The sequence below is a fragment of the Catenulispora sp. EB89 genome, assembly GCF_041261445.1.
Lineage (GTDB): Bacteria > Actinomycetota > Actinomycetes > Streptomycetales > Catenulisporaceae > Catenulispora.
The window spans coordinates 76,865-90,795 of sequence record NZ_JBGCCU010000003.1; the positions used below are offsets into that span (position 1 = coordinate 76,865).

Annotated in this window: 13 protein-coding genes; 8 read left to right on the top strand and 5 right to left on the bottom strand. The window is 71.0% G+C overall.

All coding sequences use genetic code 11. From position 1 onward, the window contains the following. Positions 1–67 precede the first annotated feature (67 nt). The 6 genes from ABH920_RS07255 to ABH920_RS07280 are packed head-to-tail and all read left to right on the top strand — an operon-like array spanning position 68 to position 6,676. Entirely contained in the window at positions 68–1,201 is a 1,134-nt protein-coding gene (locus tag ABH920_RS07255; RefSeq protein WP_370348080.1) for a hypothetical protein, read from the top strand. 5 nt (positions 1,202–1,206) lie between these two features. Beyond that, the gene (locus tag ABH920_RS07260) at positions 1,207–1,701 is read left to right on the top strand and encodes a hypothetical protein (protein ID WP_370348081.1); all 495 of its coding nucleotides are present in this window, start codon (positions 1,207–1,209) and stop codon (positions 1,699–1,701) included. Then, positions 1,689–2,225, top strand: a complete 537-nt coding sequence (locus ABH920_RS07265; protein ID WP_370348082.1) for a 2OG-Fe(II) oxygenase family protein — start codon at positions 1,689–1,691, stop codon at positions 2,223–2,225. The genes ABH920_RS07260 and ABH920_RS07265 overlap by 13 nt, the downstream gene beginning before the upstream one ends. 16 nt (positions 2,226–2,241) lie before the next feature. Next, positions 2,242–3,855 (top strand): hypothetical protein, encoded by a 1,614-nt coding sequence (locus tag ABH920_RS07270; protein WP_370348083.1) that lies wholly within the window; start codon positions 2,242–2,244, stop codon positions 3,853–3,855. Continuing rightward, positions 3,852–5,102, top strand: coding sequence for an arginase family protein (locus ABH920_RS07275; RefSeq protein WP_370348085.1), 1,251 nt, complete (start codon positions 3,852–3,854; stop codon positions 5,100–5,102). Before ABH920_RS07270 ends, ABH920_RS07275 begins: the two co-directional genes overlap by 4 nt. Continuing rightward, on the top strand, positions 5,099–6,676 hold the full coding sequence (locus ABH920_RS07280) for a hypothetical protein (protein WP_370348086.1): 1,578 nt from the start codon (positions 5,099–5,101) through the stop codon (positions 6,674–6,676). Before ABH920_RS07275 ends, ABH920_RS07280 begins: the two co-directional genes overlap by 4 nt. Here the strand turns inward: ABH920_RS07280 and ABH920_RS07285 are convergent. Continuing rightward, complete coding sequence (locus ABH920_RS07285) at positions 6,649–7,668, bottom strand: GNAT family N-acetyltransferase (protein ID WP_370348087.1); 1,020 nt, start codon at positions 7,666–7,668, stop codon at positions 6,649–6,651. The two genes, ABH920_RS07280 and ABH920_RS07285, sit on opposite strands and share 28 nt — an antisense overlap. A 46-nt stretch (positions 7,669–7,714) precedes the next feature. Here ABH920_RS07285 and ABH920_RS07290 point away from each other — a divergent pair, with 46 nt between their 5' ends. Next, entirely contained in the window at positions 7,715–8,677 is a 963-nt protein-coding gene (locus ABH920_RS07290) for a phosphotransferase enzyme family protein (protein WP_370348089.1), read from the top strand. A 48-nt stretch (positions 8,678–8,725) separates the two neighbouring features. Here ABH920_RS07290 and ABH920_RS07295 read toward each other — a convergent pair whose 3' ends face one another. Both ABH920_RS07295 and ABH920_RS07300 read right to left on the bottom strand, forming a co-directional pair. Continuing rightward, the gene (locus ABH920_RS07295) at positions 8,726–9,574 is read right to left on the bottom strand and encodes an alpha/beta fold hydrolase (RefSeq protein ID WP_370348090.1); all 849 of its coding nucleotides are present in this window, start codon (positions 9,572–9,574) and stop codon (positions 8,726–8,728) included. Between the two features lie 232 nt (positions 9,575–9,806). Next, the gene (locus ABH920_RS07300) at positions 9,807–9,980 is read right to left on the bottom strand and encodes a hypothetical protein (RefSeq protein ID WP_370348091.1); all 174 of its coding nucleotides are present in this window, start codon (positions 9,978–9,980) and stop codon (positions 9,807–9,809) included. Here ABH920_RS07300 and ABH920_RS07305 point away from each other — a divergent pair. Beyond that, positions 9,979–12,411 (top strand): putative Ig domain-containing protein, encoded by a 2,433-nt coding sequence (locus ABH920_RS07305; protein WP_370348092.1) that lies wholly within the window; start codon positions 9,979–9,981, stop codon positions 12,409–12,411. The genes ABH920_RS07300 and ABH920_RS07305 overlap by 2 nt on opposite strands. A 79-nt stretch (positions 12,412–12,490) precedes the next feature. Here the strand turns inward: ABH920_RS07305 and ABH920_RS07310 are convergent, their stop codons facing one another. Together ABH920_RS07310 and ABH920_RS07315 are read right to left on the bottom strand one after the other, a co-directional pair. Continuing rightward, positions 12,491–13,108: a TetR/AcrR family transcriptional regulator gene (locus ABH920_RS07310; protein WP_370348093.1), complete on the bottom strand. Its 618-nt coding sequence runs from the start codon at positions 13,106–13,108 to the stop codon at positions 12,491–12,493. Between the two features lie 63 nt (positions 13,109–13,171). Next, the gene (locus ABH920_RS07315) at positions 13,172–13,864 is read right to left on the bottom strand and encodes a hypothetical protein (RefSeq protein ID WP_370348094.1); all 693 of its coding nucleotides are present in this window, start codon (positions 13,862–13,864) and stop codon (positions 13,172–13,174) included. Positions 13,865–13,931 lie beyond the last annotated feature (67 nt).

A 13,931-nucleotide genomic window follows, 5' to 3' on the forward strand; every position in this document is an offset into this window, starting at 1 on the left:
ACCCGGGGATGGCCGGCCGGCCGCACCGCGGCCGCCGGCCATCCCCGCACGCGACGGGGATCACCGCATGAACCTTTCCGGCAGCCCGAGCGGTGCCGTGCTGCGCGCCGCCATCCGGGTCCCGAGCCCGGCGGTCGTGTACGACCTGGACCTGGTCACCGAGGCCGTGGCTGGGCTGCGGGCGGACCTGGGCGCCATCCCCGACGCCGCGATCCTGTTCGCCGTGAAGGCGAACCGGTTCCCGCCGGTGCTGCGGCATCTGGCGGGCCTCGGAGTCGGCGCGGACGTGGCCGGGCTCCGGGAGTACGAAGCAGCCGTCGAGGCCGGGATGACGCCGATCACCGCGACCTCGCCCGGTTTCGACGCGGCGGCGCTGCGCCGGCTGAGCGGCCTGGACGTCCCCGTCGACGTCAGCAGCCGATCGCAGCTGGAGGGCTGGATCGCGGCCGGCGGACTGCCGGCGGACGGGGAGATCGGCCTGCGGATCAGGGTTCCGGTGGCTCCGGTGGAGCGCGCGGGCACCGGAGTGGCGTGGAGCCGCTTCGGCGTCGATGCCGCGGATCCGGAGTTGCACGCGCTTCTGAAGCAGCATCGGCTGACGGTGACCCGGCTGCACGCACATGCCGGCGAGGTGATGACAGCGCGACGGGCCCGGGGCCTGATGACCGCGCTCCTTCAGTGCTGCACGGCTACGTTCCCCGACGTCTCAGTCCTCAACATCGGCGGCGGCCTGGCCGGTCTGTACGCCGACCCGGCCGAGGCGCGGCGGGCCTGGGCAGCGGTCGCGGCGGCGCTGAGCGAGTTCGCCGAGACGACCGGACGACGGCTGAAGCTGATCGTCGAGCCCGGGATGCTGCTGACCGCCTTGGCCGGCTACCTCGTGGTGACGGCCCGGGGAGTCGACGCCCATCCCGGCGGGGTCCCCGCCGTCACCGCCGACGCCTCCGGATGGAACCTGCTGAGCTGGACCCGGCCCCGGCTGGTCGCCCAGATCCCGGACCGGGGCGCGCCGCCGCGGCGCTACGCGCTGGTCGGCAACAGCTGTTACGAGGAAGACGTACTGGTCCCGGATCTGGCCGCCGGCGAGGTCCGAGTGGGAGACCGGCTGGTGCTGAACGCGGCCGGCGCCTACGTGACAAGCATGGCGCGGTCTCTGCACGGTATGGAGCCGCCTCACGAGGAGGTCGTGCGCGGAAGATGATGAAGATGACTGAGATGCTGCTCAGAGACCCGGCGGCGGTGCGGGCGCTGGCCGAGGCCTGGCTGTGGGACTTCGGTGCCGCCGACGATGCCGGGACCGAGGTTCTGGAGGGCGTCGGCAGCCGGTGCGCGGTCGTGGACCTGGGCGGCGCGCCCGGCGGCCTGATCAGCACCCTGAAGGAGATGCTCGACGAGTCGGCGCTGCCGGGCCCGGCGACGCGCGCGGTACTCCGTCGCTATGAGCCCGGCGACTACACCCCCGCGCACCGGTTCCGCGACGAGGCCGTCGGCACGGAGGGCGGCTGGACGGTGCTGTGCGCCCTGGACGACTCCGACCTCGACGCCCTCACGCACTGGGACGGCGAGCGCTTCACCAGGACGTTCGACCGCTGCGGGGTGGCGCTGCGGCTCCAGCCGGAGTGGTGGTGCTGGACCAGCCCGGTGCGCGGCGGCGTCCGGCACACGTTGGCGATCGGAGGGGACGAGCTGTGGACGAGCTGATCGTGGTACCGGATGTCGTGCCGAACTGCGCGGAGATCATCGAGATCGCTGAACGCCACCGGCGGCTGTTCGAGGACTATCCGTCGGCGGCGGCGCTGGAAAACCGGGGCGATCACGATCCGCTGAACCCGTACCGCGACTCCGAGTACGAGGACGACGACCGGTACCACGTCCTTCAGGCCACCGCGATGCCGGTGGAGCTGCGCCGGGCGATCCTCGCCGGCCTGGCGGACGAGGACTCGGACCTGAGCCGCTTCTACTTCCAGATCAACCGCTACGACCGCGGGGACTACATCCTCCCGCACCGCGACAAGCTTCAGCAGGGTCTTTACATGCTCAGCGACTCGGCGGCCGACGGCCTGGTGGTCCAGGCCGGCGACGGATCGATGGCCTTCGTCGCCGACCGGGCCGGGACGCTGGTGCACCACGACCCGGCGGCCTGGCACTGGGTCGACCCGGTCCGGTCCGCGGTGCGGTACACGCTGGTGACCATTTCCGCCCGACCGCCGCGCAAGCGGTCCTGATCGCCCGGAGGGATTCATGTCCACCCACGTCGCCGCCGATGCGCCGACCGGCACGCCGAGCACACCGAGCACACCGAGTACGCCGAGCACGACGGCCACGACGGTCGCCGGGGTCGCCACGCCGGCCGGCACCGCCGCGCCCGGCTCGCCGACAGCAGCCAGCCCGACCGCCACGCCCGAGCAGCCGACCGCACGCTCCAGCACCGCCGCGCCCACGGCACAGCCCGCGCCCAACACCCAGCCATCCACCCCGCCGGCCACGCCCGAGCCGCTGACCGCACGCTCCAGCACCGGCGCGCCCACGGCACGACCCGCGCCCAACACCCAGCCATCCACCCCGCCGGCCACGCCCGAGCCGTCGACCGCACGCTCCCGCGCCGCCGCGCCCACGGCACAGCCCGCACCCAACACCCAGCCGTCCGCCCCGCCGGCCGCGGTCGAGCCGCTGGTGTCCGACCCGCCGACCGCGCTCTTCAACCAGGCGCTGCGGGTGGGGACCCCGGCGCTGGTGTACGACTACCCGGGCATCGTCGCCTCGGTCCGGCGGATGCGCGAGGACATCGGCGTCGTCCCCGGTGCGCAGCTGAACATGGCGGTCAAGGCCTGCCACACCCCGGACGTGCTGCGCCGCCTGGCCGCGCTCGGACTCGGTGGCGACGTGGCCAGTGTCGGCGAGCTGGCGTTGGCGCAAGAAGCCGGGTTCGGCGAGATCACGACCACCGGTCCGGCGTTCGGCCCGGCCGACTTCGGCGCGTTCCGCGCCGCCGGAGTGGTCGTGGATCTGGACTCTGCGGATCAGCTCGACATCTACGGGTCCGAATATCCGGGTACAGAGATCGGCCTGCGCGTCCGCGTCCCGCTCCCCGAGGCGTTGCAGACCAACACCACCTTCGGCGTCAACAGCCGGTTCGGCGTCTCCATCACCGATCCGGCCGTGCACGACGCGCTGCGCCGCCACGGCCTGACCCTGACCCGGCTGCACCTGCACACCGGTCAGATGTCGCCCGAGGCCCTGGTCTACAAGACCGACTACACCCTGAAGGTCGCGGCGCGGTTCCCCGGCGTCCACACCATCGATCTCGGCGGCGGCTTCTTCCACCTCTACACCCACCGCGGCCGGGCCCGGGCCGCGTTCGCGCGCGTCGCCGAGATGGTCCAGGCCTGGCAGGCTCGGCACGGCCGCGCGATCGCGCTCCGGTTCGAGCCCGGCGGCGCGATCCTGGCCGCGCACGGCTACCTGTTCACCGAAGTCCGGTCGGTCACCGGGCATCATCCGCACTACGGGACGCGGGTGGTGACCGTCGACTCCTCCGCCTGGAACCTGGCGCCCTGGCACAAGCCGACGGTCCTGGCCGCCGACCCCGCGGCCGACGGCGGCGTCGTGGAGCCGGGCCTGATCGCCGGGAACACGTTGTACGAGAACGACTTCTTCGCCACCGGCATCCACGGCGAGCTGGCGCCGCTGACGTTCCCGCGCTGCCGTCCGGGCGACCGGCTCGTGATCACCGCGGCCGGCGCCTACACCATGACGAACTCGCGGCGGTTCAACCGGATCCCGGCCCCGACGGAGTTCGCGTTCGAGGACGTCGGCGGCGAACTGCGGCGCCTGGAAGCAGCACCGTTCGCATGACCACGGATCAGCCGACGGACTCCCGCCGCGTCCTCGTCGTCGCGCCGGGCTACATCCGGACCGGCGGCCGCGATGACGGCCAGGTGTTCTGGAACCCCGAGAGCGGGCACGAGATCAGGCTCGGCAACGCCCTGGCCGAGCTGGCCGCCCGGTTCGCGATGCCGTCGTCCGTAGACGTGGTGGTCGCCGCGGTGCCCGGCGCCGCGCGCGAATCCGCGCGGAACGCGGTGACCGCGCTGGAGGAGGCGGGGCTGCTCGTCGGCTACCGCACCGCCGCCGCGGCGGCGCCCGCGCCGGCTCCGGCGGCCACCGGCACCGGCCTATTCGGCGCCCCGGTGCTGGACGCACCGACGGCGCTGACCGGGGACACGACGGACGTGGTGGTCATCGGCATGCCCTACGACGTCGGCTCCACCCACCGTCCCGGCTCCCGCTTCGCGCCGGACGAGCTGCGGCAGATCAGCACGGCCCTGTTCCAGTACCGCTGCGACGCCGGCGAACGGCCGCGCGGACTGCACGACCCGCTGCGCGGCCGGGCCGTCCTCGACGGCGTCCGGATCGCCGACCTGGCGAACATCTCCCAGCCGGTGCACACCCGCAACGGTGACTCCCTGGAGGGCCTGCACCGCCTGGCGCGCTCGGCGTTCCAGGCCGGACGGTTCGTGCTGACGCTCGGCGGCGACCACTCGATCAGCCTGCCGCTGATCACCGCGGCGCTGGACGTGCACGGCCGGATCGGGGTGCTGCACGTCGACGCGCACTCCGACTTCGCCGCCCCGCGCACCGACGACTGGCGCCGCGACTGCCACCACGGCAACTTCATGAGCTGGGTGGTCGGGGACGCCAGACTCGGCGTGCTCGCGCAGTTCGGCGTCCGCCAGCTCACCGAGCACGAGATCGAGCGGCCGGAGCACGTCCGCGTCTGGCCGGGACGCACGGCCGTGCTGACCGATCCGGACTCGGTCCTGGCCGAGCTGCCCGAGGACATCCCGTACTACCTGACGATCGACGCCGACGGCCTGGATCCCTCCGCGCTGCCCGACACCGGCACACCGCTGCCCGGCGGGTTCGGCCACGCCGAGCTCGTCACGCTCCTGGAGCACCTGGCCGGCCACCGGCGCCTGATCGGCATGGACTTCGTCGAACTCATTCCCGGCGACCGGGAGACCTCGACACTGACGGCGGCGGACCTGATCCTGCGCGTCCTCGACGCCGCGACCGCGTCCGACAAGGGAGAACGGGGATGAGCGAGCCGGCCTGGTACGAGCGCACGGCCGAGGCCGTGAACGGGAACCGGATCGAGCGGGAGATCCTGCTCGATCTCGTCGAACGGTGCGCGAAAGCCGCTGCCGAACCCGATCCCGCCCTGGACCGGCTGGTCGAGGACCTGGCACGGCTGTCCGACCATCCCGAGCCGGGATCGCTGGATCTGGAACGGCGCCTGGATTCGGTTTCGCAGCAGCTACGACGCGCGTTGCTCGCGCGAGCACACAGCAGCATCGATCCCTACTTCCGCTCCCCCACGCATGAGCGTCCGACCGTGCTGCCCTCTGGCAGAACCATGAAATACAGCTACGAACGCAGCGCGGATCCCGCATGGCTGGAGGAACGCCTCGGCCGCTCCGCTCCGGACGCGCCGAACGCCACCGGCACCGCGAACGCCACGGACGGCTGGCACAGCGAGCATGTCGTGTTCGGCAGCGGCACGGCGGCCATCAGCGCGGTCCTCAACTGCTATCTGCGGATGGTCCCCGCGGACGTCGGCCATCCCGTGCGCGCAGGGGTGTGGGCGAGCTACTTCGAGACCGACATGGTCTTCGAGTTCAGGAGTTCGCCGCTGTTCGGCTGGGAGCGCCTGACCGATCTCGGCAAGGCCGTGTCGCAGGGTGCTTATGACCTGCTGTTCGTGGAACCCGTCCGGTACAACTGGGACCTGGACGCGGTAGACCTGCGGGACGTCCTTTCCCGGTGGCGCGCACGGGGCGCGGGTCGGCCGCGCTGCGTGGTGTTCGACACCACGCTCAGCTCGTTCACCTGGCCCTCGCGCAAGGTCCTGGAGGCGCTGCGCGACGGCGACCCGCTGCTGGTCGTCGAGCTGCGCTCCGGGCTCAAACTGGACCAGCAGGGACTGGAGCTCGGAAACCTCGGGCTGGTGACGGTCCACAGCGTCGACGAGGACGCCGGCACGCCGAGCGCCGAACAGTTCGCGGGCCATCTGCGGATGAGCCGTGCGGTGACCGGGACGTCGGTGCCGGTGGACGCGGCCGCCGCGCTGGACGTGCCGATCGTCCTGGATCCCGCGCTGACCGCCCGGCACGCCGGGCAGGTGTTCCTGGCCAACCAGTGCCTGGCCGCCGAGCTGGAGTCCGAGGCGGGGCTGTTCAGCGCGGTGGGACATCCGTCGCTGCCGGACGTGCCGGCCGGGACGCCGAAGCACGCGCCGTTCGTGGTGTGCCGGCTGGCCGAGGACGAGATCGCGCACCACGGGCTGCTGCTGGCGGTGGTCCGGCACGAGGCCTTGCGGCGCGGCCTGCTGCTGGACTGGGGATCGAGCTTCGGGTTCCGCGGGCACCGGTGCGAGACGATCCTGCCGCGGCTCAAGGACCGCAAGGGCTTGTTCAAGATCGCGATGGGAGCCAGGTCCGGGCCGTCTCTGGCCGGTACCGTCGAGTTGCTGCGGGAGATGGCGCGGTTCCCCGACTTCCGGTCCTTGCGGGCCGCCTACCCGGACGTGCCGCAGATCGATCTGGCCAAGTACGCGGACCCGGCCGATGCGGTGGAGGAAGGAGGGGATCAGCTTGCTGAGAAGGTGCGCGCATAGCCCGCCCACACGTGGGCCCGCCGGAAACCCGCCTGTTCGTAGACGTCGAGCTGCGGAGCCGGGTCGTCGGACCGGACGCTGAGCGCGGCGCGCTGGTAGCCCTGTTCGGCGTGGGCACGACCGGCGTGCGTGAGCAGGGCGTCGACGACTCCGGTGCCGCGTGCCGAGCGCCGGGAGCCGACGCCGGTGATCCAGGCCTCGCGGACGCCTGTACGTTCGGTGTCGGTCGGGTAGTGGTCGGCGAGCAGGACGCCCACCACGGCCCCGGAGGCGTCCCGGGCGAGGAACGAGGATTCCGGACGGAAAGAAGGGGCGGATGTGGCCCGATGCCAGGAATCCGCGGTGTGCTGCGGGTTTCCGGGCGACGAGGAGAAAGCGTCATTCCAGACCACGCGCGCCGGCTCGGCGAGATCGCTCGAGTAGGAAATGATTTTCCCCGTCCACACCGAGTCCCGCGATACCGCGTGGCTCGATTTCGGATTCCGCGATATCGGATCCTGCGATATGTCCGCGGGCAAGTCGCGTTCCAGATCGGTGAACCAGCATTCCGGCTCGAATCCCCGCTCCAGGACCGTCAAAGCGTGCGCGGGGTTGCGGTCACTGACCCGGCTGTGCAGCGTGACGCTGTGCCCCGCAGCGGCGGCGCGTGCCGCCGCCCATTGCTCGAACCAGCCCACCACCGCCCGACCCAGACCTTGTCGGCGCAGGTCGGGAGCTACGCCGCCGTCCACCACCGCGTGCTCGCCGCCGTGACCGCCGCGACTGCCGTGTCCGCCGCGCGGCCGGATCACGCCGTAGGCCACCAGGCGGTCGGCGTGGAACGCGGCGAAGGAGTCCCCGGACGAATCCGGGCCGGTGCACGCGGCGAGTTGGACGGCGAGGTCTTCCAGCCCGAAGTTCTCGCCCCGGCGGTCGACTTCTTCGATGCTCTCCAGAAGATGCGACCAGGAGTGGAGATCGGACGTTCGCAAGGCACGCCACCGCAGTTCCATGACTATATCTTAGTATTGATCCAAGGCGGAGTGAAGGGAATCGAAGATGGAAACAGAGGGCGAATCCAGCGATGCCTACACGGAGGTCTTCGACCGGTTCGGCATTCAGGCCGCTGACATACCGGACAGGTCCTGTTATGTGTACTCGCCGGTATTCCGCACCGTGGTCGGCGGCCGTCAGGCGGCGGTGAAGCGGACGCGCAGACCGATCGGCGCCGCCGACGCGCTGGCGAGCTGGCTCGGCGAGCTGTCCCGGCGGGGAGTCCGCGTGGTCCAGCCGCTGCCGGTTCCGAACAACCCGGCGGCGGTCGGCGACCGCTGCTGGGTCGCCTACCCCTGGATATCCGGCACGCCCTACGACGGCTCCGCCGAGCACATCGCGCTCGCCGGCGACCTGCTCGGCCGGATGCACGCCGCGGCCGGCGGACCGGAGGAGATCCCGCGGTTCACGTGGCCGGACCACGATCAGGCCTCGGTCGACGAGGACGTCGAAGGACTCACCGCGGTCTTCAAGCGCCACGCCCCGGAGCTGCTGGACCACGTGTTGCCGCGGCTGTCGTCGTGGCTCCAGGACTTCATGGCCGAGACGCTGCCGCCGATCCGCGACGCCGGGCTGCCGGTCGTCGTGGCGAGCATGGATTTCCGGGCCAACAACCTCGTCTACACCCCGGACGGCCCCATCCTCATCGACCCGGACAACGCCGAGACGGCCGCGCGGATCCTGGATCTGGCGCTGGCCGTCCTGCTGTTCCACAACGAGGCCGAGGGCGCGCCGTCCCGGTTGTTCGACGTGAAGGAGTGGGCTGTCTTCCGCGACGCGTACGTGCAGCATGTGGAACTCACGCCCGATGAGCGGCGGCTGTGGCCGGTCGCGCTTCGGTACATGCTGCTGGAGTGGTGCGTCTGGTCGCTGATCGCCGCGGAGGAGTGGGGCGACTGGGAACGTCCGCAGCAGCGGGACTTCCTCACCGCTTTGGCCGACGCCGACCTCGGGGCCTACGAACTGTGAACGCCCCGGGCCGCAGAAGCGGACCGGGGCGCGTGCGCGGCAAGCGCGTCAGCTGACGGCCTCGGCGGCGTCCTTGATGAGGTCGGCGACGATCCTCGGGTGGCTGAGCATCGCGACATGGGACGAGGTCGGCACCTCGACGATCTTGCGGGCGTTGGCGCGGGTGTACATCCAGCGCTCGCACGCCGGCGGGATCGCCTTGTCCCGGCCGGCGACCAGGCCCCAGACCGGGATCGTCTTCCAGGCCGCGGCGGTGGTCGGGTAGGTAAACGAGGCGGCGTCGAACGGCCGCTGCGTGGCCTGGAGCACCCGGAAGGTCTCGGTCGGGATGTCGGCGGCGAAGGCGGCCTGGCCGTCCTTGCTCAGATACAGGTCGGTGCCGGTGGTGCCGTCGGCCTTCGTGTACGGCACCGGCACGCTCACCGGCAGGACCTCGCTGCCGGGGAACTTGTTGATCAGGTCGCCCTGCGTCTCGCCGACGTCGGGCACGAACGCCGAGATGTAGACCAGCGCCTTGACGTTCGCCTTCCCGGCGGCGGCGTTGGTGATGACCGTGCCGCCCATGGAGTGCGCGACCAGCACGACCGGGCCGGTGATCGAGTCCAGCAGGCTCGCGATGTAGGGGGCGTCGGTGGGGATGCCGCGCAGCGGGTTCGCCCCGCAGATCGTGGTGTAGCCCCGGTGCTGGAGCTCCGCGATGGTGGCGTTCCAGCAGGACGAGTCGGCGTAACCGCCGTGCACCAGGACGATCGTGGGCTTCACCTTCGGGTTCCCCTTCGTGGTGGCGGCCGGGGCCGTGGCGGACGCCGTTCCTTCCTGACTGGCGACCAGCGCCGCCGACCCAGCCAGCACCGCTCCGGCGGCCAGCACCTTGCGGCGGGACATTTCTGTACTCATGGGACTCCTCACACAGTGGATCGGTGTGGCATGCGATGGACACTAGGAGGAGGGGTTTCGGGGCGGCTTCCGTAATGTGACTTAGATTCGCGAGCGCGTGGCGCAGTAGGCATACACCGGCCATTGCCGCGCGCGCCGGTGGCCTGTTCTCGGTCGCGCGGCTGTCCACCTGATGTTCACCTTCGGCGGCGCGTGGCCGCCGTCGCTCGCTATCAGGGCTCGTGAGCTGCGGCTATAGCCCATCGATATGGGCTATGACAGCGATAGCCGCCGTCTTTGTGAACTCTTCGCGCAACACCTTGTCCCGGCGCCGCACCGCGTCTTCGATGTGCGGTGAGCCGCTCACTCCAGTCTGCGCAGACTGTCCTTCCCCACCCCTGTCTTCGACGACGAGGAAGTTCGTCATGCCCCGATCCAGACCTCTGTTCCGAACCTCGGCGGCCGTGCTGGCCGTCGCCGCCGCGAGTGCGCTCGCCGGAGTGGCGGGTGCCGCGGCGCCCGCCGCCGCGTCGGCCTCCTCCCCGGCTGGCACGAACCTGCTGCTCAACGGCGGCGCCGAGACCTCGCAGTGCAGCCCCGGCGGTTGGGAGGAGACCACCGTCCCCGGCTGGACCCTCGCCTCCGGCGACCCGGTCATCAACTGCTACAACTCCACCAACGGCGCGAACACCACCACGCCGGGCGCGGACGGCACCGCCTACTTCCAGGGCGGCTCGCGCGGCTCCTCGGAGATGACGCAGACCACTGACGTCTCCAGCGCCGCGACCGCGATCGACGCCGGCGGAGTGCACTCGACGCTTTCCGCCCGCCTCGGCGGCGTGGCCGCCTACAACGACGCGGCGCAGGTCACCATCACGTACCGGGACGCCTCGGGCGCCGGCCTGGGCACGTCCTCGATCGGCCCGGTGCTCGCCGCCGACCGCAACAGCACGACGTCGTTCGTCACCAAGTCCGCCACCGCCTCGGTGCCGGTCGGCACCCGCTCGATCACCACCACGGTCGACTTCACCATGACCGGCACGCAGAACGACGGTATGGCCGACGACCTGGCGCTGAGCCTGGACACCGCCGCGAGCGCCCCGACGCTGAGCGTCCCGGCGTCCACGGTTCCGGGCTACGACCACGTGTTCGTCGTGATGATGGAGAACAACAACTACTCGGCGTCCTCCAACACGGTCGACGGCGGGGCGGGCATCATCGGCAACTCGGCCGCGCCGTACATCAACAACACGCTGGTCCCGATGGGCTCGCTGCTCACGAACTACCACGCCAACACGCACAGCTCCGACCCGAACTACGAGGCGATCGCGTTCGGCAACTCCTTCGGCCGCAGCAACCACAGCACGCCGGGCGCGGACTGCATCACCGATGCGGCCTGCGCCGCGACGAACAACGGGCTCGACTACTACATCGACGGGGCCGGGAAGACCTGGAAGCAGTACGTCCAGTCGCAGACCAGCAACTGTCAGACGTCGAACTCGGGCAACTACGAGAGCGACGACGTGCCGTTCTACTACGACCCGAAGATGCAGAGCGACAGCGCCTACTGCCAGGCGCACTGGCAGCCGCTGCCGCAGCTGATGAACACGGACCTGGCCTCGGCCTCGACCACGCCGAACTTCGTCTGGGCCGACGCGGACTCGTGCTACGACATGGAAGGATGCGGGATCGCGTCCGGCGACACGTGGCTGAGCCAGAACCTGCCGACGATCTTCACCTCGCCGGCGTGGACGCAGCAGAAGTCGCTGCTGATCCTGACCTGGGACGAGGACGGGGCCAACTCGCCCGGCGGGTTCGGACCGGGGCAGAGCAACCAGGTGGCGACGATCGTCATCGGGTCGCAGGGCACGGTGAAGGCCGGGTACCAGGACGCGACCCGGTACGACCACTACAGCACAGCGCGGGTGATTGAGGGGGCGCTCGGTCTGACGGCGTCGATGACGAACAACGACAAGTGGGCGACGCCTTACAACGAGGTCTTCGCCAACGGCGCTCCGGGGAACACGGTCAGCGTGACCGATCCGGGCGCGCAGAGCTCGACTGCTGGTACGGCGATCAGTCCGCTGCAGATCCAGGCCAGCGACTCGGCTGGCGGGCAGACGTTGGGTTACGCGGCTTCTGGGCTGCCGGCGGGGCTCTCGTTGAACGCTTCGACTGGGGTTGTCAGTGGGACTCCTACTACGGCCGGGACCGGGACTGTGGCGGTGACCGTCACTGACGGCACCGGTGCCTCGGGGCGGACCAGCTTCAGCTGGGCCGTTGCCGCCAACCCGAACGCGTACAGCGTGCCGATCGTGAATCCGGGTGCTGAGACGGGTTCCTGCCAGAGCTCGATCGGGACTGGGACGCCGGCTCAGGGCTGGACGCTGAAGAACAAGCCGCAGCAGGTTTGCTACGGCGCGTCTGGCGGCTTCCCGACCGCTGCCGAGGGACCGCAGCCGACTGGTAGCGGTGGGCAGGCGTTCTTCGATGGTGGGAGCACGGCGACGGCTTCGATGTCGCAGACGGTGAGCGTCAGCGGGCAGGCGTCGCGGATTGCCACCGGGACGCTGCCGTACAACCTGTCGGCGTGGATCGGTGGCTACTCCACGCAGGGTGACAACGCGGGGGTGGTCGCGACGTTCCTCAATGCCTCGGGTGCCTCGCTGGGTACCGCGACGCTCGCGCCGGTGACGGCGGCGCAGCGCGGCAACCAGACCGAGCTGCTGCAGGAGACGGCGACGGGGACGGTGCCGGTGGGGACCAGCAGCGTGACGTTCACCGTGAACTACACACGGCAGGCCGGGACTGGCGATGACGGGTACGTCGACAACATCGGGATGACCTTCGGCGGCTGATCCGGCGCTGGAAGAGGGATGGGCTGGCGCGCGGTTTGAGTCCGCGCGCCAGCCCATCAGGGCTTTCCGCCTTAGGCGCTCACGGCCTCGGCTCTGCCGGTTCCCGCGCGGGCAGCCCGCGCAGCAGGGCGTCGAGGAAGAGGTCGAACCTGGGCGCCGCCTCGCCGAGGTCGAGGGAGTTCTCGGTGGTGGCGAGCCAGCTGACGATCGAGGTGACGAAGATGTACCAGCTCTGCTCGGCCATCTCGGCAGAGGCCCCGGCGGCCGCGAACGCGGCGGTCACCTGCTCGCGCATCCGCGCGAAGGGCGCCGGGCTGTGCTGGTGCGGCCGCGCGATGCGCGAGGCGTAGCCGGGGACGGCGAGGAACTCGTCGTGCATCGACCACGCGAGCCGCCGCAGCCACTGCCGCCACTGCCGAGGGCGCGGCGCGTCGGCGGGCAGCACGCGCTCGACGATGACCTCGCTGACCAGGTCGGCGATCGCCTGGTGGCTCGGCACCCAGCGATAGAGCGCCCCATGGCGGACCCCGAGCCGCGCGGCGAGCTCACGAACCGTGAGCGTGTCGAGGTTCGACTCCAACGCCGCCGCGACGATGAGGTCGCGACTCAGCTGCGCGGGGCGTCCACGCTTCGGGGGCGTGGCGGGCGGTGGCGCGGGCGGGGCCTGATCGGTGGGCGGGCCGCTGGTGGCGGGCATGGGGCGATTGTACGGAGGGCGGCGGAGTGGGTGGTCGCGGCGCGGCGCGCGGAGCGTGGCGAGCTATTTGCCGGCCCCGGTGACGGCGAGCGCCGTGGTCCAGTTGGTCGCTATGGCCTCTTGGGCGGCGGCCAGGGTGACCTTGTGGTCGCAGACGGCCTTGTGCAGGGCGTTCTCGACCGTGTCCTTCGGGTTGGGGAGCGAGCCCGGCTCTATCCACAGGTTCCTCGGGTCGTTGCTGCCGCCGAGTTCGAGGGACACCAGGTGGTCGAGTTCTGACGGGGTGCCGTCCGGGACGCCGTACGCGCTGTACATGTCGCGCTTGACCTTGTCGGTGGCTGAGGCCGGCGGCCGGATCTTGGTCGTGTAACCGGTGACGCAGATGGTCGAGCCGATGTTGTTCTGCGTGACCGAGTCCTCGACCGTGCCGGGGGTGCACGCGGGGTCGGGCCGGTACGTCGTCGGGGTCGTGCCGCTCATGTGGCAGTGCATGCCGGCGGCGGGCATGGTGACGGTCCCGGGCGCCAGCCGGGTCCGGGCCAGCGGCGCGGTGGCGCCGCCGTGCGCCGCGGTGGTGGGTGCGCTGCCGGAGGTGCTGCTTGAGGTGCCGCCACCGGCCCGGAGTTGGCTGCCGCACCCGGCGCACCAGACCATCAACGCGGCGGCCGAGGCGGCCAGAAGCCAGGTCCTTCTCCGGGCGGCACGAGCGGTCGACGCGCTGGTCGCAGTGCTCGTGGATGATCGCGGGGACGTCACAGGCTTTGGGTTCACAACAGCATTTACCCATGTATGCCCTCGGCATTCGGCGGCGGGGTCGTCGACA

Coding starts and splice junctions, on each gene's coding strand:
- ABH920_RS07255 (WP_370348080.1), top strand. CDS start 68: ATGAACCTTTCCGGCAGCCCGAGCGGTGCCGTGCTGCGCGCCGCCATC.
- ABH920_RS07260 (WP_370348081.1), top strand. CDS start 1,207: ATGACTGAGATGCTGCTCAGAGACCCGGCGGCGGTGCGGGCGCTGGCC.
- ABH920_RS07270 (WP_370348083.1), top strand. CDS start 2,242: ATGTCCACCCACGTCGCCGCCGATGCGCCGACCGGCACGCCGAGCACA.
- ABH920_RS07275 (WP_370348085.1), top strand. CDS start 3,852: ATGACCACGGATCAGCCGACGGACTCCCGCCGCGTCCTCGTCGTCGCG.
- ABH920_RS07280 (WP_370348086.1), top strand. CDS start 5,099: ATGAGCGAGCCGGCCTGGTACGAGCGCACGGCCGAGGCCGTGAACGGG.
- ABH920_RS07285 (WP_370348087.1), bottom strand. CDS start 7,668: ATGGAACTGCGGTGGCGTGCCTTGCGAACGTCCGATCTCCACTCCTGG.
- ABH920_RS07290 (WP_370348089.1), top strand. CDS start 7,715: ATGGAAACAGAGGGCGAATCCAGCGATGCCTACACGGAGGTCTTCGAC.
- ABH920_RS07295 (WP_370348090.1), bottom strand. CDS start 9,574: ATGAGTACAGAAATGTCCCGCCGCAAGGTGCTGGCCGCCGGAGCGGTG.
- ABH920_RS07305 (WP_370348092.1), top strand. CDS start 9,979: ATGCCCCGATCCAGACCTCTGTTCCGAACCTCGGCGGCCGTGCTGGCC.
- ABH920_RS07300 (WP_370348091.1), bottom strand. CDS start 9,980: ATGACGAACTTCCTCGTCGTCGAAGACAGGGGTGGGGAAGGACAGTCT.
- ABH920_RS07310 (WP_370348093.1), bottom strand. CDS start 13,108: ATGCCCGCCACCAGCGGCCCGCCCACCGATCAGGCCCCGCCCGCGCCA.